General features: G+C 55.8%; 16 protein-coding genes. 7 read left to right on the top strand and 9 right to left on the bottom strand.

Annotated features, from left to right (window positions below):
• Window positions 1–17: 17 nt before the first annotated feature.
• Window positions 18–1,760: a CRTAC1 family protein gene (locus tag VNX88_01240; protein HWY67252.1), complete on the bottom strand. Its 1,743-nt coding sequence runs from the start codon at window positions 1,758–1,760 to the stop codon at window positions 18–20.
• Between the two features lie 119 nt (window positions 1,761–1,879).
• Here VNX88_01240 and VNX88_01235 point away from each other — a divergent pair, with 119 nt between their 5' ends.
• Complete coding sequence (locus VNX88_01235) at window positions 1,880–3,643, top strand: tetratricopeptide repeat protein (protein HWY67251.1); 1,764 nt, start codon at window positions 1,880–1,882, stop codon at window positions 3,641–3,643.
• A 13-nt stretch (window positions 3,644–3,656) separates the two neighbouring features.
• Here the strand turns inward: VNX88_01235 and VNX88_01230 are convergent, their stop codons facing one another.
• Entirely contained in the window at window positions 3,657–4,904 is a 1,248-nt protein-coding gene (locus tag VNX88_01230) for a helix-turn-helix domain-containing protein (protein ID HWY67250.1), read from the bottom strand.
• 377 nt (window positions 4,905–5,281) lie between these two features.
• On the opposite strand from VNX88_01230, the gene VNX88_01225 reads away from it, so the two are divergent.
• The 5 genes from VNX88_01225 (at window position 5,282) to VNX88_01205 (ending at window position 12,776) form a co-directional block, all read left to right on the top strand.
• Window positions 5,282–8,701 carry a TonB-dependent receptor gene (locus tag VNX88_01225; protein HWY67249.1) on the top strand — a complete coding sequence of 1,140 codons (3,420 nt, stop codon included), beginning with the start codon at window positions 5,282–5,284 and terminating at the stop codon, window positions 8,699–8,701.
• Window positions 8,702–9,171: 470 nt separating this feature from the next.
• Window positions 9,172–9,384 (top strand): hypothetical protein, encoded by a 213-nt coding sequence (locus VNX88_01220; protein ID HWY67248.1) that lies wholly within the window; start codon window positions 9,172–9,174, stop codon window positions 9,382–9,384.
• 48 nt (window positions 9,385–9,432) lie between these two features.
• Window positions 9,433–10,497: a tetratricopeptide repeat protein gene (locus VNX88_01215; GenBank protein HWY67247.1), complete on the top strand. Its 1,065-nt coding sequence runs from the start codon at window positions 9,433–9,435 to the stop codon at window positions 10,495–10,497.
• A 62-nt stretch (window positions 10,498–10,559) separates the two neighbouring features.
• Window positions 10,560–11,549 carry a glycoside hydrolase family 130 protein gene (locus VNX88_01210; protein ID HWY67246.1) on the top strand — a complete coding sequence of 330 codons (990 nt, stop codon included), beginning with the start codon at window positions 10,560–10,562 and terminating at the stop codon, window positions 11,547–11,549.
• Between the two features lie 39 nt (window positions 11,550–11,588).
• Window positions 11,589–12,776 carry an MFS transporter gene (locus tag VNX88_01205; protein ID HWY67245.1) on the top strand — a complete coding sequence of 396 codons (1,188 nt, stop codon included), beginning with the start codon at window positions 11,589–11,591 and terminating at the stop codon, window positions 12,774–12,776.
• A gap of 16 nt (window positions 12,777–12,792) precedes the next feature.
• Here the strand turns inward: VNX88_01205 and VNX88_01200 are convergent, their stop codons facing one another.
• The 4 genes from VNX88_01200 to boxC all read right to left on the bottom strand — a co-directional run bounded on the left by VNX88_01200 (window position 12,793) and on the right by boxC (window position 17,603).
• Entirely contained in the window at window positions 12,793–13,743 is a 951-nt protein-coding gene (locus VNX88_01200) for a helix-turn-helix transcriptional regulator (GenBank protein ID HWY67244.1), read from the bottom strand.
• A complete protein-coding gene (locus VNX88_01195; protein ID HWY67243.1) occupies window positions 13,740–14,168 on the bottom strand; it encodes a hypothetical protein in 429 nt (142 codons plus the stop codon). The genes VNX88_01200 and VNX88_01195 overlap by 4 nt, the downstream gene beginning before the upstream one ends.
• A gap of 72 nt (window positions 14,169–14,240) precedes the next feature.
• Entirely contained in the window at window positions 14,241–15,665 is a 1,425-nt protein-coding gene (boxB, locus tag VNX88_01190; protein ID HWY67242.1) for a benzoyl-CoA 2,3-epoxidase subunit BoxB, read from the bottom strand.
• A gap of 204 nt (window positions 15,666–15,869) precedes the next feature.
• Entirely contained in the window at window positions 15,870–17,603 is a 1,734-nt protein-coding gene (boxC, locus tag VNX88_01185) for a 2,3-epoxybenzoyl-CoA dihydrolase (protein HWY67241.1), read from the bottom strand.
• A 551-nt stretch (window positions 17,604–18,154) separates the two neighbouring features.
• On the opposite strand from boxC, the gene VNX88_01180 reads away from it, so the two are divergent.
• The gene (locus VNX88_01180) at window positions 18,155–18,511 is read left to right on the top strand and encodes a hypothetical protein (GenBank protein ID HWY67240.1); all 357 of its coding nucleotides are present in this window, start codon (window positions 18,155–18,157) and stop codon (window positions 18,509–18,511) included.
• A gap of 134 nt (window positions 18,512–18,645) precedes the next feature.
• Here the strand turns inward: VNX88_01180 and VNX88_01175 are convergent, their stop codons facing one another.
• The 3 genes from VNX88_01175 to VNX88_01165 are packed head-to-tail and all read right to left on the bottom strand — an operon-like array spanning window position 18,646 to window position 22,557.
• Window positions 18,646–19,674: a dihydrodipicolinate synthase family protein gene (locus tag VNX88_01175; GenBank protein ID HWY67239.1), complete on the bottom strand. Its 1,029-nt coding sequence runs from the start codon at window positions 19,672–19,674 to the stop codon at window positions 18,646–18,648.
• Complete coding sequence (locus VNX88_01170) at window positions 19,664–21,205, bottom strand: hypothetical protein (GenBank protein ID HWY67238.1); 1,542 nt, start codon at window positions 21,203–21,205, stop codon at window positions 19,664–19,666. The genes VNX88_01175 and VNX88_01170 overlap by 11 nt, the downstream gene beginning before the upstream one ends.
• On the bottom strand, window positions 21,202–22,557 hold the full coding sequence (locus VNX88_01165; GenBank protein HWY67237.1) for an MFS transporter: 1,356 nt from the start codon (window positions 22,555–22,557) through the stop codon (window positions 21,202–21,204). The genes VNX88_01170 and VNX88_01165 overlap by 4 nt, the downstream gene beginning before the upstream one ends.
• Window positions 22,558–22,599: the final 42 nt, after the last annotated feature.

Here is a 22,599-nt window from a genome sequence, read left to right as displayed (position 1 = left end):
GACAGATCAGATGGGGTTTATCCAGGTGGCTTACGTGTCCCGGCGGTCTTTGCAGTTAGTTTGCCACTTCCCTCCCTTACCGTGTTGATCGTGTCTACTTTTGCATCAAAGCTCTCAACCAGGCCGCCGGGCCATCGCACTTCTAGCGAATCGATTCTCGCTGCTGTGCCTAAACCGAAGTGCACGCGCATGTCGTTTGAGGAGTTATAGCTCGAACCGCTGCGTACCTCATCTGCGAAAATCCTCCCACCCGTTTTCACCGTTATGCGCGCGCCGATGCCGTCGCGGTTGGACTTTGTCCCCACGGCCTTTATGGCAATCCAGTGATTGGGATAGCTCATTTGGTTCATCAGCAAGCTGGGAGCCTGTCCCATATTAGTAATCACTGCGGAGATCTTGCCGTTATTCCACAGATCTCCGATGGCCAGCCCACGACCGGACGCTTTGCGCAGGATCGCTGGTCCGGCTGCGCTCGACACGTCTTCGAAGGTCCCCTTGCCGGTGTTGTGATAAAGGATGCGTGGTTCCTGGTAATCCGAACCGAGCTTGTATTTATCGACTTCGGGGTACACATGGCCGTTTACCAGCAGGAGATCCGGCCAGCCATCGTTGTCGAAGTCAAGAAACATTGTCCCCCAGCCCAGGTACTGCGTGTGCAATCCGAGGCCGGATGAGTAGGTCGCATCCGTAAAGGTGCCGTCGCCGTTATTGCGGTACAGCGTGGAGCTGTCGTCGGAGAAATTGGTTTTGAAGATGTCGAGCTTGCCATCGCCATCAAAGTCACCGACCGTGGATCCCATGCCGGCCTGTTCGCGTCCGTCTTCGTTGAAGGCTGCGCCTGCAACGACGGCGACATCGGTAAATGTTCCGTCGTGATTATTGCGGTAGAGAATGCTGGGCGTGCTGTCGCAGGCGACGTAGATGTCGGGCCAGCCGTCGTCATCGAAGTCGATGGTCGAAACGCTGAACGCGTAATGGCCAGAGGTCTTATCGATGCCGGCTTTCTTGCTTACATCCTCAAATTTGCCGTTGCCAAGGTTGTGGTACAGCACATTCGGCGCACTCTTCAAGCCGCGGGGGCCGCACATCACGGGAACGCCTTTCCACATGCATGACGTGCCCTGGCCCGGAGCCGGAGTATTGGCGAGATCGAAATCGACATAGTTGGCGACAACGATGTCGAGAAGCCCATCGCGATCGTAGTCAACGAACGCGCACCCTGTGCCCCACTCTTTGCCCGTTCCTGAAACACCCGCAGCGTCGGCTACTTCCTTGAACGTGCCATTTCCCATGTTGTGATAAAGGCGGTTCTTGCCGTAGTAGGTCACGTACAGGTCGTCGAAGCCGTCATTGTCGTAGTCGCCCGCGCAGACACCCTGTCCCCAGCCACTCGACCGAAGGCCGGCCCTCTCCGTCACGTCGGTGAAGGTTCCATCGTGGTTGTTGTGAAATAAATGGCTGGTAGGCGACGGGCCGTCAGGCTTCGCGTCGAGAGTGGTTCCGTTGACGATGAAGATGTCGGGCCAGCCGTCGTTGTCGTAGTCAATAATCGCGACGCCCGTACCGGTGGTCTCGATAATGTATTTCTTGCTTTCTTTGTCGCCGGAGACGATCTCGAATTTCAGACCAGCTTTCTCGGCGACATCTTGAAAGTCGGCGACAGGCTTCTGCGGCTTGGGCGCTTGTGCCTGGACGGGAGAGAACGATACAAGGAGCAGAAGTGAGCCGATGGTTCGACCGCTAGGAAGCATTCGAGCCATTTTAGCTGCGATTTGTCCTGAGCCAGTTTCAACCCGATGCACAGGGCGGCAGGTCGTGAAGTCTCACGATTGTTCGGTGTGCCTGATAAAGTAGCAGGTATCGCTCCTTCTCCAACTCCGTGCCGGTTCCTAACGCATTCTGCGGTTCCCGACTCCTTCTGACTATCGCCTTTGGGTTAGCTTCAATTTCTTTTGCGCAAAGCCAGACTCACGCGCCTACTCGAGAGAACCACTATCAGAAGGGCTTAACCGCCTGGCGGTCGGGCGATTTCAAGACCGCTCGCTTTGAATTTGAGAGCGCAGTGAAGGTGAACCCACGCGACACGGACGCACAAAACGCACTCGGGCAAATCCTCCTACAGCAAGGAGAGATAGACGCTGCCATTCCTCATCTGAGATCCGTTACGCGCCTGAAACCAGAGCTTGCAATCGGTCACGTGTACCTGGGCCAAGCGCTCTCGTTGCATGGCGAAAAAGATGCTGCCATTGCTGAGTTGAGGACTGGAGTCCAGCTTGCTCCGCAACAGTCTGAGGCGCATGAAGCACTAGCGCGGGTCCTCAGTGCAAACGGTGAATCGCCTGAGGCGCTCGCTGAGATGCAGAGGGCGCTGGAACTTGCCCCGAACCGCCCTGAGCTCCACGATGCGCTTGGTTCGTTGCTGGCGCAGGAGAAGAAGTATCCCGAGGCGGAAAAAGAGTTTCGAGCCGCGCTGGATTTGGACTCGCGATATCAGCCGGCGCTTCTGCACCTGGGAGTCACTTTTCTTGATTCCGGAAAAGCGCAAGAAGCGAAGCCATTTATTTCGCAAGCCGTGCAAATCAATCCTGGAGATGGACTGGCTCATTTTTATTTGGCGACGATCCTGGAGGCGGAACATGACTCAAGAGGCGCGCTCAGCGAATATGCAACCGCGTCCAAGCTTGTTCCGAATGTGGCAATGGTGCAGACGCGCCTTGGATTGCTCGCGCAAAGAGCAGGAGACACGTCACTGGCGATTAGTTCGTTCCGTGCAGCCATTACCCTTCAGCCCAGTGAAGCTGAGGCACACAACAATCTGGGCTTGGCCCTGCTGCAAACCGCACAAGTCGATAACGCAATTCAAGAATTTCAGCAGGCGATCGCTCTTGCTCCGAGCGACAGCAGTTTCAGAAACAATTTGGGAGCGGCATACTTAGGGAAGGCAGACTTTGAAGAGGCCATTCGACAGTATCAAGAGGGATTGAAGATTGCTCCGGCCAATGCCGAGCTTCACTACAATCTAGGACTTGCGTACAAGCTGAAGGACGATATTCCGTCAGCTCTCGAAGAGCTGCGCAAGACGATTGCGCTAAATCCCAACCTTCCCGATCCTCACTACACGATCGGCGTCACGCTTTGGCAGAGCGGCAAGTTCGATGAAGCGGCTAAGGAACTCAACGAAGTCATCCGCCTGAAGCCCGATTATGCCGAGGCGTACTACACGTTGGGAACCGTGTACAAGCAGGCAGGTGATCTGCCCAGGGCGGCCAGTGCGCTGAGGAAAGCGATCGAACTTCAACCTGATTTTGCCGGCGCGCACACCACGCTGGCGGCGGTGCTGAATCAGCAAGGCGACGCGCAAGGTGCCGCTGCGGAGCGCAAGCTCGGCGCCCAACTGACGCAGGAGAAAATGACTCTGCAAACTGCGACTTTCGCGACCAACTCCGGAACCAAGCTCATGAATGCAGGCGATCTGGATGGTGCGATCACTCAGTTTGAATCCGCCATCAAAGCAGATTCTTCCTATGCTCCCGCTCATCAGCAGTTAGCAGTTGCGCTTGATCGCAAGGGGGAAAAAGAGCGGGCGGAGAAGGAACGTGAGGTGTTCAAGAAGCTGCAGGAGGGCGGATCTTTGCGGAAATAGCTGAGACGCGGATCTAATGCTGAGAAACACTCTTGCGTAGCGCCACAATCTCACTTTCTATCGGCACGCCGCGGGTTACTTTTACGTGCAGTACAGCCTCGAACGGTTCTACTTCGCCGGTGGGTGCGACTGACAAGCGCAGCAGCAATTGCTCCACGGAGCTCTGGCGGCAAACGTATTCCACCGCAGCTTGAGTTCCCAGTGTGGTTGTGCCTGCCAGGATGAGGATCGAACGGGAGGGATTCAATCCTCTTGCGAGTGCGATGACGGCGTAGTCATCGATAAGCTGCAAATTGTTGGGTGTTCCGAGAAATTCACCGGGTTCTCCAGCCTGTGAGTGAACGCTGACGATTGCTAAGTCGCCCTTGCGCGGTCCATTTGTGAGTCGCCGAAAGACAAATTCCCTGGTGCCCGGAATGTCGCGCAGGGTGAGGTTCTCTGCAGGAGAACCAACGAAGATCACGTCGTTGTTCTTTACGTCATCCAGAGAGAGCAGGCTGCCGCGCTTCACGCGAAGCTGACGGTGAAGGGTGGCGAATACCCGATCAAGCTCGTGCACGGCCAGAACTTCGCCCACACCCGTATAGTGATCGAGAATTTTAGGCTGCGTGTCCCGGACAGGGTCCAGATATCGCATTCCAGTTTCGGGTCGCCCTACAAACGATGCATTGCTGAAAACGACCCAGGGCTCTTCGCTACCCACGAGGAAGGTCTTCCAAAAGATACGCAAAGCCGGTGGCGAGTAGTTTTCCGCGGCCTCGGCGGCCTTGTTGCCTGTTATGCGCTGGCCGACGATGACAGCTACGGCCAATGCCAAGAGCAGAGAGAGGACCGTAACTGCTATCGCCCAACTTCGTTGACCAAGGACCGACGGACTAGGAGCAACCGTTGGTTCTGTTTCTTTCGCAACGGGCGTGGGAATCGGAGCAGGGTCCCGGCGATGTAATCCGAGTGCGTAGGAGCCCTTCGGCAGCTCGATCAGGATAGAATCGCCGACGCCTTCGGACGCGTAGTACTCGTGAAGCTTCTGGCGAAGGCGCCCAACCTGAACGCGGACGGTCGAATCCATTTGGGGATCGAAGTCGGACGAACGCCCAAAGACCTCAGTCGCGATCTGATATTCCTTGGGATGACCACCAGGATGATCGACCGCGTTTCGGGCTAGGTAGCGCAGCAGCTTGCAGAGGGACTCTGAACCATGCAGCAAACTGCTGCTTGCAATCTTCTCGATTTGGGCTAAATACTGCTCTCTATCGCTCAAGAACGCACTGTTACAAGATGGTTTATCAAGTGAGTAACAAAGCCTAACAGGGGTAGGAAAACACCGCAAGAGCAAGAAACATAAGTACGTAACTGTATCAATCACTGGCGAAACTGCCAGGGTCTTGACTTCGTTAATAAACCTAAACTAACGTCCGCCCCTACGGGCTACTCTGTTCAAAAAAAGCCTGCGCTGGAAGTGCGTAACGTCTCTGCGTCTGCAATCGAGCGGGGGCGAAGATCTTACATTTAGAGTCCACATCCAGGACTCTTTCGATTCGAGAGGTCCCGACCAACGAGGTCCTCCCGGGCAAGTTGAGGTCAAAAAAAATGATCCGTGCGAGATTTGCCTCCCTCCTTATTCTCCTTTGCAGTTTCATGCTGTTGTTACCAGGACAGAGCTTCGGACAGGCGGTATATGGCTCCATTTTTGGAACGGTAAGCGATCCTTCGGGAGCTGTCATCCCGAATGCAAAGGTCACAGTGACCGACGTCCGAAAAGGAACATCGGAGACAGTAACAACTGACGCTGCAGGAAATTACAGCGTCACCCACCTGATTCCCGACATATATCAGGTGAAGGTAGAGTCGCAGGGCTTCCAAACTGCAGTCTCCGACAACCTGCAGGTGTCTGCCGATACCGGGGCGAAATTCGACACCACCCTGAAGACCGGCGCACAGACTGAAACCGTTCAGGTAACCGCGGAAGCGCCACAGCTCAAGACCGACCGAGCGGATGTGGCCACGATCTTCAACGAGAGATCGCTTGAGCAACTTCCCACTTTCAATCGAAATTTCACCAACTTCCTCCTGCTAAGCCCCGGTACTACGAAGATGGGCTGGTCGCATGCCAGCTCGGAGAACCCGCAAGGCAGCCAGCAGATTTTTGTCAACGGTCAGCAGTTCGCGGGAACGGCGTACGAACTCGATGGAACGGATAATCAGGATCCGATTCTTGGAATTATTGTCGTGAATCCCAATCTGGATTCGGTGAGCGAAACCAAAATTACCAGCCAGAACTATGACGCCGAGTTTGGAAAAGCGATAGCAGGCATCGTCACGGCGCAGACTAAGTCAGGCAGCAACAATCTTCATGGCTCCGGCTTTTGGTACCGACGCACTGATGCTTTCCAGGCTCGAGACCCGTTCACACAATTCCAGCCAGATCCAATCACTCATCGTCTCATTCCAGCAGCACTGTGGAACCAGTTCGGCGGATCGGTCGGCGGCCCGATTCTCAAGGACAAGCTGTTCTTTTTCGGCGACTATCAAGGCACCCGCGAGAAGACCGGTAACTCGTTCTTTGAGACCGTGCCGACGAATCTTGTGCGAAGCACTTGTTTAAGCGGAGCGGCCTGCAACCTGAGCGAGTACCTAAACGGTGGTCAAAACCAGATCTATCAACCGGGAACAACTACGCCTTTTGCGGGCAACATCATTCCCGCGAGTCAAATCTCTGCTCAGGCGGTGGCGTTGCTCAAGCAACTACCCGCCCCGACCACGAGCGGAACGCTCAACAACTATGTTGCGAGCGGGTTCGGAGTCTTCAATCGTGACGCGTTCGACGCGCGCGCCGATTACAACACAACTCAAAACCTGCACATATTTGGTAGATACAGCTTCCAGAACTTTAGTTTGAACGGCAAGGGCGCATTCGGCGTCGCTGGCGGCAATGGATTTGGGCCTGGAGGATTTGCCGGTCAATCAAAGACTCGCAACCAGAGCTTGGCTTCAGGCTTTGATTATGTCCTTGGTCCGAGTCTCATCACGGACTTCCGCTTCGCTTATTTCCGATACCACGTGAATGTAAGTCCGAATGATGCCTCCCTCACTCCGATGAAGGATGCGGGTGTCCCGGGCATCAACCTTGGAGATACCTTCACTCAAGGATTCTCTCAGCTTAGCTTTGCCGGCAATGGCGCGAGCGACATTCAGAAGGCTGCGGGCATCAGCGAGTTCGGCGAAGGTCTCGATGTTGGCCGCTGCAATTGCCCCTTGCTTGAAAGTGAGAACCAGATTCAGTTTGTAAACAACTGGACAAAAACCTTCGGCCTCCATTCCTTCAAGTTCGGTGGCGACATTCGATATGCGCTAAATTTGCGCGTGCCGAGCGATCGTCATCGGACGGGCGAGCTTTCCTTCGACAAGGGCTTCACGTCCAATCCGGCTAACACTGCTCAGCCCGGCGGATCAGCACTTGCGACGATGTTGCTGGGCGAGACGACAAGCATTGCGCGCTATGTAAGTAGCACGACAAGCGCTGCCGAGCGCCAGAAGCGGTGGTTCTTTTACGGGCAGGATACCTGGCGAATTAGTCCCAAGCTGACGCTGAATTACGGGTTGCGATGGGAGATTTATTTTCCAGAAACTGTCAATGACAAAGGTAACGGAGGCTTGCTGAATTTGAGTGACGGCAACGTCCATGTTGCCGGCATCGGTGGCGTAGATCTCAATATGGGTGTTGAGAATAGCTTCAAGAATCTTGCTCCCCGTTTGGGACTAGCGTACCAATTCGACGACAAGACGGTCGTACGCATGGGTTACGGCCGTAGCTTCGACATTGGAGTGTTCGGCTCAATCTTCGGCCACACGGTTACCCAAAACTTGCCAGTGCTGGCGAGTCAACAACTCAATGCTCCAAGCTCCACCACAGGCGTGTTCACGCTGGCTCAGGGCCCGCCTGCGCCCACTCCGATCGTTGTTCCGACGAACGGCTTGCTCCGTTTGCCAGACGGGATCAACGGTCGTGCTCGCCCTTTCCGTGTCCGCATTCCCACGCTTGATGCCTACAACCTGACGATTCAGCGCCAACTTTCTAATTCGGTGAGCGCAGAGATCGGCTATGTCGGTAACAAGGGAACCCACGTGTTCGCGGGCAACAATCCGGACATCAATCCAAATGAGCCTAACGTTATCGGCTTCCACCCACAGCTTGCGAATTGCGTAGGCGCAGCAACGACGAACTGCAACGTGGCCAAGAACAATCGCAGGGCTTTCTTTGCGCCCTTCGGTTGGACGCAGGACATCACCTATTTTGCCAATGCTGCCAGCAGTAATTACAACGCTCTGCAGACGAAAATCGAGAAGCGCTTTACGAATGGCTTGCAGATGCTGGCGCATTACACCTGGGCGAAGGCTCTGAATTTCGATCAGGACTACTTCGCCATCCAGCCGCATCACGGGTTGGTCGACTTCAACCGCAAGCACGTGTTTGTTTTGTCCAGTGTGTATGACCTACCGTTTGGACACGGCAAGGCATATGCGTCCAACATCCCAAAGTGGGCTGATTATGTGATTGGCGGTCTTCAGGCGAGTGGAAATCTGACCTGGAGCAGCGGCCTGCCATTCAGCGTGAGTTACAACGAGTGCGGTTCCGATATCGATGCTGGTCCGTGCTGGGCAGCAAAGACCGGAAGCGTGAGCACCAACGTCACCGGATTGCGAACTCCCGCGACTGGAGCCCCCTTCAGACAATTCTTCACTCCAGTGGCAGCGTTCACTACAAATGGGGCGTCTGGCGGTGGATTCACGCGTCCTGCCCAGGATACGTTTGGTAGCCGGAACTCTCTCTACGGACCGCGGTATGCGAACGTTGATTTCTCAATCGCCAAGAACTTTAACATTACGGAACGAGCCAACGCACAGTTCCGCGCCGAGATCTTCAACCTGTTCAACCATCCGCAACTGGGGAATCCTAACTCTTGTATTGATTGCGCTGGCTCAGGCACGATTACCGGTCTCGCCGGTAATATTGCCCAAATGCGCAACATTCAGTTGGGTTTGAGACTCCAGTTCTAAGCGACGTTTCTTAATACTTCTTAACCGGAGAGCGGCATTGCTCTCCGGTTTTTGTTTGTAGGATGTTGCCGGTTGTATTGTTCGGCAAACATCTCACGCCGTCGATTTGCAGCCAGGCTCGGCCTTGTCTTGCTGATCTGGGTTGGCCTCGCTTCAGCCTCTCCTCATGCGCGCGCGGCCGCTACTCGGTCGCTGTCTTCGGACTATGCGAACCAAGATGCACTATGCTCGAAGTGTCACTTCGGGATTGCATCTGCATACGCGAAGACCGCTATGGCTCATGCCAGCGGACCCGCATCCGAGGGACCCATTCAAGGTCATTTTTCTCACAATCGCTCGATAGTCGACTATCGACCGGAGGAGGGAGGTGGCAAACCCCGGCTTGATTTTGACCGCTACGATGGCCACAAGCTAAACGGAAGCCGCGACTAAACTGGGCGTAATCGAGGCTAAAGCAGGACATCTACGGCGTGCGGTCGCTATGGCAGACGGTCTTTAAAGAAGCCCCATGGCGCAGCAGTGTTGGACTCGAGATCGCTCTTGGATACTGCGCCGCGAACCGCTACGATGAAGCCAAGGTCTACGTGAAGCGCGTGCTGGAGTTCGATCCAGACTTTGCCATGGGCAGGTCACTATTAGACCGATTGTCAGCAAACCCGCCTGACTGTTCGCTGAGCCGCTGAGCCGCAAAGTAGATCAGCGGCGTGCGGGAATTCCTCGCTACAAAATGGATGATGCGTAAACGTTTCCTACTTTTGGCGTTCGCGACTGTAGCGTTCTGTGCTGGAAGCTCCGGCGTGCGGGCGCAGACTGCGTCGCCCGCAAATCAGAATGGTTCCCCCGAACCGCGTGCGCCCGATTCGGATTCTCTGTCAGATGCCAAGCGTCTGATCGATGAAGGCAAGCTCGATGACGCTATTCAGAACCTGAACGCCCTTCAGCAGCAACATCCCGAAACCCGCGGTCTTCAGTATCAGCTTGGGCTGGCGTATTACCGCAAGGGCGACTTTGCTCAAGCCCAGTCGGCACTCGGTAAAGCCATGGATCAAGACCCTCAAAATCGTGAGGCCGTGCAACTGCGGGGCTTGAGCCTCGTTCAGATGGGACGCCCAGCAGAGGCAATTCCCTATTTGAAGCAGGTGCAGTCCTGGATGGGCTCGGTGAACGTCGATGCCGTCTATGTCCTCGGGCTCTGCTATGTCCATACGCAGAACTATGACGAGGCTCGCCGGTCCTTTGCCCAGATGTATGGGGTTCCTCCCGACTCGGCACAAGCGCATCTATTTCTCGCGCGCATGCTGCTGCGGCAGGGATATGATCCGGTGGCGGAGCAAAACGCGCAGCGGGCGGCTGCGATGGATCCAAAGTTGCCGCTCGTTCATTACCTGCTCGGCGAGTTTTACCTTTACAAGTCCAACGTTCAGAAAGCCATTGATGAATTCGAGGCAGAGCAAAAGCTCAATCCAGCTTACGCGGGCACATACGATCGTCTTGGCGATTCCTACTCTCGTCTCAGCCGATATGATGATGCGCAGCGCGCTCTACAACGCGCGATCCTTCTCGACGCAACTGCTACCGGTCCATACATCCTCATGGGCAAGGTTCTGATTAAAAAGAAAGACTTCGCGTCTGCCTCGAACTATTTACAAAAAGCATTGCGAATGGATCCTTCGAATTACATGTCTCATCATCTGATGGGGGAAGCGTATCGTGGTTTGGGTCGCACTGCGGATGCGGAACGAGAACTGAAGAAAGCTGAGGAACTGCAGTCAGCACAAGGCTCAAAGCCAGAGTAGTTGAGTGGATCATCAGCGTAGGTTAAAAGGGGAGTAAGCAAGCAAACGGCCTCGGCGATTCCATGCTAAGAACTGTTTTGCTCTCGACATCGTTTTTGGCCGGCGGTCTGGCACTCGCTTATGCATACGCCACGGAAGCTCCGGTTCAGATTACCGTCGAGTGGAGCAGCCCGACTCCGCTGATCTCTCCAACTCCATCCGGGCCTGCTTCAGCCGGAGTATTCAATCCTGCTGCAGTGCGTGTTGATGGCAAGACGATCCTTCTCTACCGCGAACAGGACGCCGCGGGAACATCGCGCATTGGATATGCCTCAAGCGCTGACGGCCTTCACTTCACAATTCGAGAGGAACCGGTTCTGACGCCCGCAACCGACTATGAGAGAGAAGGAGGAGTTGAGGACCCGCGCATACTGAAGATCGCCGACACGTATTACATGACCTACACCGGCTACAACAAGAAAGACGCCCAGCTCTGCCTGGCAACTTCCAAAGACCTGATTCATTGGGAGCGCAAGGGCATCTTGCTTCCCGCGTACAAGGGAAACTGGAATACTGGCTGGACCAAATCGGGAGCCATCGTTCCACAGAAGATCAATGGCAAATGGTGGATGTACTACCTTGGAACTGCGCCTGACAAGCGCGACTATATGGGATTGGCGTCGTCTGACGATCTGCTTCACTGGGCCGATGCCACAACTCGCCCTGTGCTTTCCAGGCGTGCGGGAGCTTTCGATTCGAGAGTAATGGAACCCGGGCCGCCCCCGATCATCACAAGTGCCGGAATTCTCCTCATCTATAACGGAGCCGACGACAATCTCGTTTACACCACAGCTTGGGCGCTCTTCGATAAGAACGACCCAAGCAAACTGCTGGCGCGGGCTGGCGAACCATTCCTGCGCCCCGAAACGGCGTGGCAACGCGTTGGCCAGGTTCCCAATGTGGTCTTCACTGAGGGCATGGTGCACGACAATAACAACCAGTGGTGGATCTACTACGGCGCCGCCGACAAATACATCGGAGCTTCGCGGGTTCGAGTCTCGATCAAACATTGAAATCTTCACGAGCATTCCTCCCGCTGACGAGAACAGCAGATGTCTACTAATTCCGGCAAGCCAGCGATCGTCCTCTCTGCGACGGTGATTTTTGTTTACGGAACGGTCGCTTCGTTACTCGGAACACTTCTACCGAGCCTCTCGGCTCGCTTTCATCTTTCGCCGGAGCAGAATGGCTACATAGCTGCTGTCCAAGCTGTCGGTGTGGCTCTTGCGACTCTGGTCGCGGGACCTCTTATGGATAGCAAGGGCGTAAAGGTCACGCTGGTTGGCGGCCTAGCGTTAATGCTGGTTTCTCTCATAGGGCTGTTGGCGGCTGTCGGGGGGAGCACATTAATCGTTGCCATTCTTATTCTCGGGGTTGGAAGCGGCACAGTGATCGTTGCTGCCAACCATCTCGCTGGACAGGTAGATGAGAGACAACGCGCGTCTGCAGTCAATCTCGCTAACACTTTCTTCGGACTCGGCGGACTGGCAACACCGTTCATCGCAGCAAATCTTCTTTCCGGTAATCCAATTCGGCTCGCCTATCTCGTCGCAGCGCTCACGGCAGGCGCTCTTCTGATGACGTTGAGCGCGCGCACCCCAATCCGCGCAAAGGAAAGCTTCCACATATCTCAGCTAGCGAAGATCGAACCAAAGAACCTCCTCTTGCTTCTTTGCTCAGTGTCTTTCCTCTATGTTGGTTGCGAGATTGCATTTTGGAACTGGCTGCCGAAGTACCTGATGAGTCGCGGCAACGATGCCCGAACTGCACTCAACATCCTGGGATTCGGCTTTGCTTGCGGCATGATCGCCGGGCGTTTGCTCGCGTTGCCGCTGTTGCGCCGGCTTTCGGCTGCTGCAGTATGCATCCTTGCCGGCATCGGAATGGCTGCCGCAACGTTTGCCGTGGTACACATTGCCAGTTCCACTTTGGCATTTGTTGCGGTTTTTCTTTCCGGCGTCGCGATGGGACCAGTCTTTCCCAGCGCTCTTGGGATTACCAGTGACTCATTCCCGCTCATGACAGGCACGTGCATCGGTCTCGTGATTACGGCTGGTTGGTGCGGAGCCGCCATCTCTTCCTGGATTATTGGAAGCATCGCTGGCTCCGATCCCTCCCGCTTGGGGCTTGCCCTCTGCGTAGTGCCGCTCTTTTCGGTGTTAATCGTCGTATTGAGTCTGGCGGTGAGGCGGATGGCGCCGAAGGCAAGAACAATAGTGGCCGAGCCGATAGCGACATAGATGCCGATCTGATTTGTTACCCGCTGATACTGCCTGCCATGCGCTCGAGACTCTGCAAGCCTTCCCCGACGACCTCCTCTACCGTTTTCCCGCTGGTATCGATCGAGGCATCGGCTCTTCGATACAGCTCCTCGCGTTCTTGCAGAATGCGCTCGAGATCTTCCATCGCCTCGGGATTCTGTGCCATCGGGCGCATGTCTCCTTGCGCGATCACGCGCGACATATGCTCGCTCGGAGTAGCCTGAAGCCAGATGGTGTAGCAATTCGCCAACAGCCGCTCGTAAGTGTCGGGCTCCGAAACCAGACTGCCACCAGTGGCGACAACAAATCGCGGTTGTGTGTTCAACAGATCGTCAAGACAGCGGCGCTCAAACCGGCGAAATCCGCTCTGCCCATAGAGGTCGAAGATCATGCTGAGAGAGATGCCACTTGTTTGCTCGATCAGGCGGTCGAGTTCGAAGAACTGTAATTCTAACTTTCTGGCAAGAAGCTTGCCGACAGTCGATTTGCCTGCGCCGCGCAGTCCAATGAGCGCGACTCGCTGATGGCGATCGCTCTCGGTGTACTTGGGGCCAAATCGTTGGAGTAAGAACCCTCGCGCTTCCGTTAATTCAACCGGCTCGAGCCGCTGCAGAAGCTCCACTGCACTCTTCATCTCGGCAGAAGCATCTTGTGCACCAGGCAGCATGGCTTCCAGAGAGAGGCCTAGTGCCTGCGAAATCTGACGCAAAATCAACACTGAAGCGTTCCCAGTCCCACTCTCAAGTTGGGCAAGAAACCGTTCCGAAACGCCAGACTGGCTCGCAAGCATCTTGCGCGTCATGCCACGCCGAGTACGGATCGCGCGAACTGTCTCGCCCAGCAATCGGAGATATTCGGAGTCGCTCGGGCGCGGCCGTTCGTCCGTCTTTCGAGCGGACGTATGGTCAAATGCAGAGCCTGTTCCGTTGTGGGACGATCTCTTCATGGCAGCAGTTCGAAGCGCAGGTCAACGATGATGTCGCGCAGCGGAACCTTCTCCACCTCGGAAAATTGGTAGATTGCGGCCAGAGCATTCCAGCCGGAGGCGCAAGGCAGAATCTTTATATCCTCAAAGGGATACGGATCCTCGACTGCGATCAGTCGCTCCGCTTGCAACTCCTGCAATAGCGTGTACATCGACTCGACATCCAGCCCGGTGGATTCGTAGAGCTCGGGTAGATAAGCAACATCCGCCTGTCGCTCCTGCCCACGGCCGTGGTGAGCCATCTCGGCGATAGATGCGAGCAGCTTGCGCGCTCGTTCCGAAACGGAACGGAGGCGGGCAGCCAGGTCGAGCAGGTCTGCGGCTTGTTTCGTGCGCTCTTCCTTTGTCAGCGCGATGCGTTCGAGATTGGCTTTTGTATGTGTCACTCTATGTTCTCGGCAAGCCGGGCGAGGGCGCCCGGGCGCTCTGTTTGAAAACTAACAGCTGGCAGCAAGCCGCTAGTTGAACCGCACATACTCAAAGTCGATCGGCTTGCCGTTGATGCCGCGCGCAGGCGGGGCAATCCAGTTGGCGAACTTGCCAGGTTCCATCACCTGGCCCATCAACGACTCGATAAATTGATGATCACTCTCCGACGGCATCCAGTTATCGCGTTGCTGGTTCCATTCCGCTTCGGTTATCACCTGCCCATCGGGGCTGATGAACTGACCAGCGAAGTTTCCGATCTTGCGATGGAATCCCAGGTGGGGCAGCTTGAACCGAAATGGGATTCCATGCTGTTCGGGAATACGGTTCCAGCGATTGAGTCCGCCCTGAATCTCCTCTATATAGTCGTCGCGGAGCCTTGCATTCAACGCTGTCAGTGCCGGAACGGACTTTTCGGCGATCTTTCCGTTCTCCATGTCGAGCATTTTGTATTCGTCAGAAGAGAGCTTGTGATCGTCATCGCGCTTGCCCTCTTCGTACCGGCCTTTCAAGCCAGTCGTGTAATACGTGGCTGCATTCGAAGAGACGTCGGAGCCGAACAGGTCGAGGGTTACGCTGTAGTGGAAGTTCACGAACTTCTGTAGGGTGTGGAGATCGATTACGCCGAACTGTCGTCCTTCTTTCGGATCCGTGATCCCGTGCTCCTTCATGACTTCGCAGGTCCGCTGCACTGCGCGCGCCACGCCGGATTCCCCGACAAACATGTGGTGCGCCTCTTCCGTCAGCATGAAGCGGCAGGTACGCGAGAGGGGATCGAAGGCCGACTCCGCCAGTGAAGAGAGCTGGAACTTGCCGTCACGATCGGTGAAGAAAGCGAACATGAAGAACGCCAGCCAGTGGCGTGTCTGCTCGTTGAAAGCGGTCAGAATGCGAGGATTGTTGGTATCGCCAGAACGGCGCTCGAGCAGGTACTCGGCTTCCTCGCGTCCGTCTTTTCCGAAGTAACGATGCAGGAGATAGACCATTGCCCACAGATGACGTCCTTCTTCGACGTTTACCTGGAAGAGATTGCGCATGTCGTAGAGCGAAGGCGCGGTCTTCCCGAGCAGACGCTGTTGCTCGACCGATGCGGGCTCAGTGTCACCTTGCGTGACGATGATGCGGCGCAGCGTGGAGCGGTATTCGCCGGGAACGTCCTGCCACGCCGGCTCACCCTGATGATCGCCGAAGTGAATCTTGCGCTGCTCATCGCGCGGGACCAGGAAAATTCCCCAGCGATACTCAGGCATGCGCACGTAGCCGAAATTCGCCCAGCCGTCTTTCTCCACGCTGGTCGCCGTGCGCAGATAGACCTGCAGGTCAGAAGTCTTGGCTGGTCCGGTATCGTTCCACCAGCCAAGGAATGCGGGTTGCCAGCGTTCAAGCGCACGCTGAAGTGCGCGGTCGCCGGCTAACTCGACGTTATTGGGGATGAGTTGTGAATAGTCGATGTTCATTACTTCTCCACGAAATGATCCGTTGTCGCCTTCTATGCGAAAGACAACTACCCTCGCAGATTAACGCTGATTCATGGATATACGCAGATAAGGGAAATGCTCTTGAATTTGGTTCGCCCAAACAAATCTGCGTTAATCCATAAATCTGTGTTCATCTGCGTGTGTAGTTGCTTTTTGTTCCTGAGGATTACAGCAATTCCATGCTCACGCGCGCTCCCAATTGAACTTAGCTTTGCTCCCGCTGCCATACACCTTCAGCGCGCCGGTCTGTCCAACCGCGTTCGGGCGAATAAAAATCCAGTTCTGCCATGCCGAAAGGCGACCGAAGATGCGCGTCAGCATGGACTCGGGCTGCGCGAACCGGAGATTGGCTTCGAGCCCTGTGAGTGCGTCGGGCGAGAGCGCTACCCGAGATTCGATCGCCAGGCGAAGCTCGTCTGCCCAATCCAGATCGTCGGGTGCTGCTGTTACCAGACCTACTTCAGCGGCCTCCTCGGCGAGAATCTTCTTGCCAATCAAAGCGCGCAAGGACTCAATCTTGTCGCGGTCGCCATAGAACCGCGAAACCAATCGTGTCATTCCGCTCACTGATTCCAGCAGGCAGCATGGTGAGGCCGCTGCGGCGGACTGCGTCTCTACGTCGCGGCGTATGTCAAAGTTGATCTCCGACAGAGCAATGAAGGTGCCCTCAGGATTTTCCGGATTGTTCAGCATGTAGGTGCGATCGGCGGCCAGCGCGAGCTCGAAGAGCGTGCCCGCAAAACATGAGCCCTCTTCTATGACCGCATACATCGATCGCGAAGCGACATCGAGCCGCGCGAACGTACGCCGCAGCATATTGATCACTTCGCGGACGAACCAGTTCGAGCGATGCTCCACGAGTTGACGATCAATCGCGAGCATGGCATCGGCGTTGCCGCTGGTTTTCAAAATCCACAAGCCAAGCTCAAGTTCGTTCGTACGCAGGCTGAGTATGGCATCGTCGAGCTCTCGCGACATTTGCAGTGGCCACCAGTTCGCCCCTGCGGCCGTAATTTCAGAAAGGGATTTCGCTGTAACCGATTGCGGAGCGCGCACAGTGATGGTCGCGGTGCGTCCCTCGCGGTCGAAGACTACATCGACATATTCGTAGTGATAGCCGTGGTCGTCGACGTTACGTTTGAGCGGCGCGAGCTCCACCCCGCTCTCGTTGGTGGGACGATTACTTTGCGCGGCCAGCTCCTGGACACGCTTCTGGATATGCTCATTCCACTGCGCCGGCTTCACCACCTCGTCCACAAGCCGCCAATCTCTCGCGCGCTGCCCCTGAATCCCTTCGGAAACCGTACAGAAAATATCTGCCAGATCGCGGCGCACTTGCCGTTTGTCGGTCACTCGAGTCAGTCCTCCCGTTCCGGGAAGAACGCCGAGCAGTGGAACTTCAGGCAGACTCACCGCGGAAGAGCGGTCATCGATCAGGATGATTTTGTCGCAGGCAAGAGCGAGTTCGTATCCACCACCTGCGGTTGTGCCATTGCATGCCGCCAGGAACTTGATGCCGGAGTTATGGCTGGCGTCTTCAATCCCATTTCGGGTTTCATTGGTGAACTTGCAGAAATTCACCTTCCAGGCATGCGACGAGCTGCCCAGCATATAAATGTTTGCGCCGGAGCAGAAGACGCGCTGCTTGGCGCTGGTGAGGACGACAGCGCGAACCTCGGGATGCTCGAAGCGGATGCGCTGCAGAGCGTCGTGCAACTCGATGTCGACCCCAAGATCGTATGAGTTCAGCTTGAGCTTGTATCCGGGGCGAATCCCGCCGTCCTCCTTTGTATCCATCATCAAAGTGGCGACCGGTCCATCGAACTTGAGCTGCCAGTGCTGGTAGCGCAAAGGATGCGTCTGGAAATCGACGAATTGCGTCTGTTTGTCTGGATCAACGGCGAGCGCGAAGTCCATTCAAGAAACTCCTAAATCTCTTAACTAATCTCTTAAAATAAAGATGCACTATACATCATGTCAAACCGTTGACGGTCGGACGCATATGCAGTATCGTGCAGCGAGACCGATCTTCAGGGAACTAGACTACCCCCGCCCCCCTGGGTGCCCGATCAAACCCTTTTCAGGGAATGGGTTACGTTGATTTCTGACTGCATTTCCCGCGTCTAAACCGGAAGATGTTGCGGTTTGCATAGTGTCGAACCGGAAGATCTTGCGGCTCTGGCCTTTTATCATTTTGCTCCATCGTGAAAAGGAGTCCGAGATTGAGCTGCACAATGCTTCCTGCTCGCCGCATTTACCGCAGAGCCAGAGCACTGCCTCAGTGTGCTTATTCCTGTCATATGTCGAACTCTTTTGTGGTACTCCGAAAACGGGAGCGATGGCAAGGTTTGTCCGTTGCTCTAAGATTTGTTGGAGCCAAGCAGATCAGCGGGTTACAAGGGCGATCAAAATATTTTTTTGAAATCCGTTGTTCTAAAGGAAATGCTTGGCCGTTCTGAGGAAACGAATTGCCAACTCTCATCTCTCAGCCAACGCGCATTCAAGCCGTGGGCACGAAACCGAAGCTAATCGACGAATACGTTGGCCGTGTGAATAGCAAGACCCAGACCGCGAGCGTGGCGCATATGCGTAGTCCAGCGGGATGGGAAGAGCCGGGACAGCGTCCGGAGTTCGATGAATTTACGATCGTGCTCGAGGGCACGGTGCGCGTGAAGCACGCAGATGGAGCGTTCGATGTGCGAGCTGGGCAGGCCGTGATTGCCCACAGAGGAGAGTGGATTCAGTACTCGACTCCCGAAGGAGCCGAATACATCGCCGTGTGCCTGCCGGCGTTTTCACCGGAGACGGTACACCGCGATTCGTAGTGCAACACACGAGCCTTACGGCAGCGGTCCCAACCGGGCAGGAGGCGTATGAGTATTTGCTGAAAGAAGGCCGTTTGTCTCGTGTCGAGCATCCATCGCAAGACCAAGAGGCGCGGCGTTTTCCGCCTCCTCGGTTAAGCCTGCTGATTGGAAATAACCTTAGGCCGGTGCGCCGCGCCTGACGCGTTGGGATCCATACTGAACTCTGCGCGTGCGTCGGACTGGAGACCCAGCCTTCGAGCGCAGTCCAGCAAGATTTCGTGTTCCCAGTTCGGGCGAAGAGGATTCTTTGGATGAGAACGATCTGAAGGAATGCGACCGGTCAAGTGCAAAAATACCGCGGCAGAGTGCTTGTAAGCCGGAACCGGCTCGCGAAACGCTATGTTGCCCAGATGCTGCAGCGCGTCAGAAAGCGCGTAGTACGCCGGATCTCCTGCTTCCCAGAGGCGATCTCGTTCGGCGAACTTCTCAGGGGCGAACGTCGCAAGGCCTAGCAGGTAATCTGAGCCGTACTCGATCATGTTGATTCCCAGGTCATTGCCTGTGTAGATCGCGAAGTCCGGGCGTTTCTGGTCCCGCAGCGTGAGTCGGCTGAGTTCCTCCAGCCGATCGAGCGACGAATGCTTCATCCCTTTCAACTCGGGAATCTCAAGCAATCCCTTAACGATCTCGTCCTCGAAGATCTCGCCGTTCGGAGCGAACACGCGCCCAAGTTCAAACGCCAGAACCTTCTCGTATCCTTTGCAGACTGCTTCATAAACCGCAATCTTCTCGCGCGCAGATTTGCCGTGCAGCCGTGCCGTCTGAAACAGAATTGGCGTGCCGCCGAGCTCGGCGATGCGATCCATCTCGCGGCGGTAGAGCGCGACTACATCGCCATCCTCTCCTTCTATATACGCGCCGGCCACGAATGGCGTGTTCTTGCCTAGGGCCTCTTGCGTCCATTGCAAGACACTATGCTTTTCTGCCCCGCTCAAGTAGTTGACATAGCCGGTATCCATGTTTACGGCGTTCATCAAACCAGCTCGCTGTGTTAATAGAAGATGGTGCTGAAAGGCCTCAACTGCAATTCTGCTGTCTGGCGAATAGGGCAGCAGCGCGGCGGCGATGCCCTGCACCTTTCGCCGCAGCTTCTGTCGATCACGAATCGCCTCAATCGTCATTGCTTGTTTCCTGAACGGAGGTTAAGGCTGCCGTGGGTACGTCAGCATTCGGTGACTTTGCTGGACCAGATTTGGTCTTGGCCTGCCTCAAGAGTTGTCCCAATTCGGAATTCTTGTAGTAGCTGTCCAGCGGATAGCAGCCTGAGGGTAAACCATTTCGCGGAGCCGTTGTGCAATCGCTGAAGGTGCGGCAAACAAGCTTTCGCTGCATCGGGTGACCTTGCAATGCGTCCCACAGGACTTCGGGATAAGACAGCACGACTCTGCCAAGGCCCACAAAATCGATCCAACCGTCGCGCACCACAGCCTGGGCGACGGCTGGAAGAAAGTCCTGAAGGTAGCTGTAACCGGAGCCAACAAATACCATTTCGGGAAACTGCGCTTTTAACTGTTGAGCAACCTTTAATTGCCGCGCGACACCAACCAATGGATCCTCTGGCGGGAGGTATCCATCGGAAGGCGGATACAGGGCCGGACGCTGCACGTGCGGATTGTAATAAGGACTTCCAGCAGTGATGTTCACGAGCGAGATTCCTAACTCCTTAAGCAACGACAAGAACTGAATCGGCTCACGAAGGTCCGGTTCGGTCGGCTGTCGTTCATTGACACCGAAGCCGAATTTGTAGGGAAGGAGTCCATCGTAATCTTCGGGAATGCCTGGGCCAGGCTTTTCTGGTGACGAGAGCTCCGGATCGGGCCGGAATGGGACGAGATCAAACGCTGACAGGCGCACGCCGATCTTCAGTCCTGGAGCGGATGTGCGAACTCCCTCCACAACTTCGCGCAGGAATCTGGTGCGGTTGTCGAAGCCGCCTCCATATTTTCCTGTGCGCGTGTGCGCGCTTAGGAACTCGTGGCCAAGATATCCGTGGCAGTGCTTCACATCGACAAAGTCGAAGCCAAGCTCCCATGCCATCCGCGCGGCGCCGTGGAAGTCGGCAATGATCCCCTCGATGTCGGCATCGCTTAGTGTTGGATAGTCACTCGATAATCCCAAGCGGCGATCCAAAATGGGATGGCGGTATAAGATGCGCGGCTCCGCGCGCTGCTTCACATTGGGACGGCTGAAGCGCCCGGAATGCGTGAGTTGCAGGCCGATCAGCAATCCATCGTCAGAGCCGGTGGTTTGGCGATGCTCGAGCAGTAGTGCCGAGCGCAGACGTTCCAGTCCCTTTCGCGTGTGCTCGGCTGCTACCAACTGATTCGGACTGGCGCGACCACTATGTGAAACCGCGACCGCCTCTCCGCCCCAAATTAATTTCGCGCCACTGCGTCCGAAGCGCTGCCAGCGGCGCAGGGTATTTTCCGTGGGATTGCCATCGGCAGTACCGTCCCAGCCTTCCATTGGCTGAACCGCGATTCGATTTGCAATCCTGATCCCGTCACGCTCGAGTGGCCTTGAGAGCGGGGAATCCGGCGCAGTCAGCGGCTCGCGATCGCAGGGGATCGTTACTCCCAAGGACCGCAAATGCGCTTCAAAGCGCTCGACGGTATGCATGCCTCCGAGGCGGGCGATCGCGTTTGTGTTCATGCTTTGGCCTTCTTCGGTAACGCTATCGCGATGCCGGCCCCCGACAGCGCCATCACCACCAGGAGACTGAATCCTGCGGCGTAACTACCAGTCACGTCGCGCAGATGTCCCACCAGCCAGGGCGAGGCGGCCTCTGCGACTCCATCTGCAGTTAGTATCACGCCGAGCAGCGTTCCCAAAATCTGTAGACCAAAGATTTCCGCTGTCATGAGCGGAATGATCATGTAGTCTCCGCCCAATCCGATGCCAAACAGGACTGCGAACACATACATGGGAGCGGCATCGGGAGCGAAAAACAGGAAGGGGATGGCAGCCGCCACCAACGCATAAATCAAAAGCATTACATACTTGATGGGGAAACGATCGGCCAGCCAGCCCATGAGCAATCGTCCCACCATGCTGAACGTCAGGACCAGCGACAGGATTCGGGTCGACGCGGCCTGCGAATAGTGCTGATCGAGGCTCAAAAATAGCTTCAGATTCTGCTGAGTTCCGCTGACGGCAGCTATCGAGCACATGCTGGCGGCTATCAGCAGGTAGAGTGTCGCTCTCTTGAACGCCTCTCGTATGCCGGGCGATGCCGTGCGCGCTGAAATCAAACGCTGCGCAGGCACATCCTTCACCAGGAAGGCCAGCGGAAATGCAATGACCACGATCAACACACCTAGCAGCTTCAACGCCGCCTGCCATCCGTATCGCTGCACCAGCAGATGTGAGATCCACGGTGACACGGCCCCACCGAGTCCTATTCCGAGGTAGGCGATCCCCATAGCCTTTCCCCGTGACTTGTCGAACCACCGCGAGAGCAGTACTTGGTTCGGCAGCGGTCCACCGCAGACGTAGCCCAGCGCATTGAATACGTAAAACAGGTAGAACATTCCCAAACTGGAAACGCTTCCGAGTCCCACAAGTGCCAGCCCAGCCAATAGGATCCCGGTCATCATCAGCCGTCGCGGCCCAAAGCGGTCCACCATCCATCCGGCGAAGAATCCGAATGCCGGTCCAACGATGAGCTTGCTGATGGCGTTGCCCGATGTAACCTGCGCGCGCGTCCATCCGAACTGGCGCACCATGAAGTCGTAAAAGAACGGCAGCCCCCACAAGGACAGGCCCACGATGCAGAACAACGCAAAAAACGCGGTCACGAGCGCCTGAACAGCACCTCGTTCGGCGATGACTTCGCGATCAATGGCAGTGGAGGCAGAGTTCATCTGAAAAGACGGAACGGTTATGCCCTCAGGCGATTCGAATTCGCCCCATGTACCCGTATTCTCCGACATCCCCACAGGTTCGCATTGCGAAATCATTCCGTAAAACCGGAAATTCGCAGGGAATTCGAGGTTGGTGTTCACTAAGGCACTACCGCGTACCGCTCGTATGCGGAATCATGGCCT

It is taken from the genome of Terriglobales bacterium (assembly GCA_035567895.1).
In the GTDB taxonomy this organism is placed as follows: domain Bacteria; phylum Acidobacteriota; class Terriglobia; order Terriglobales; family Acidobacteriaceae; genus Gp1-AA112.
This window is presented reverse-complemented; position numbering and strand designations above follow the sequence as displayed.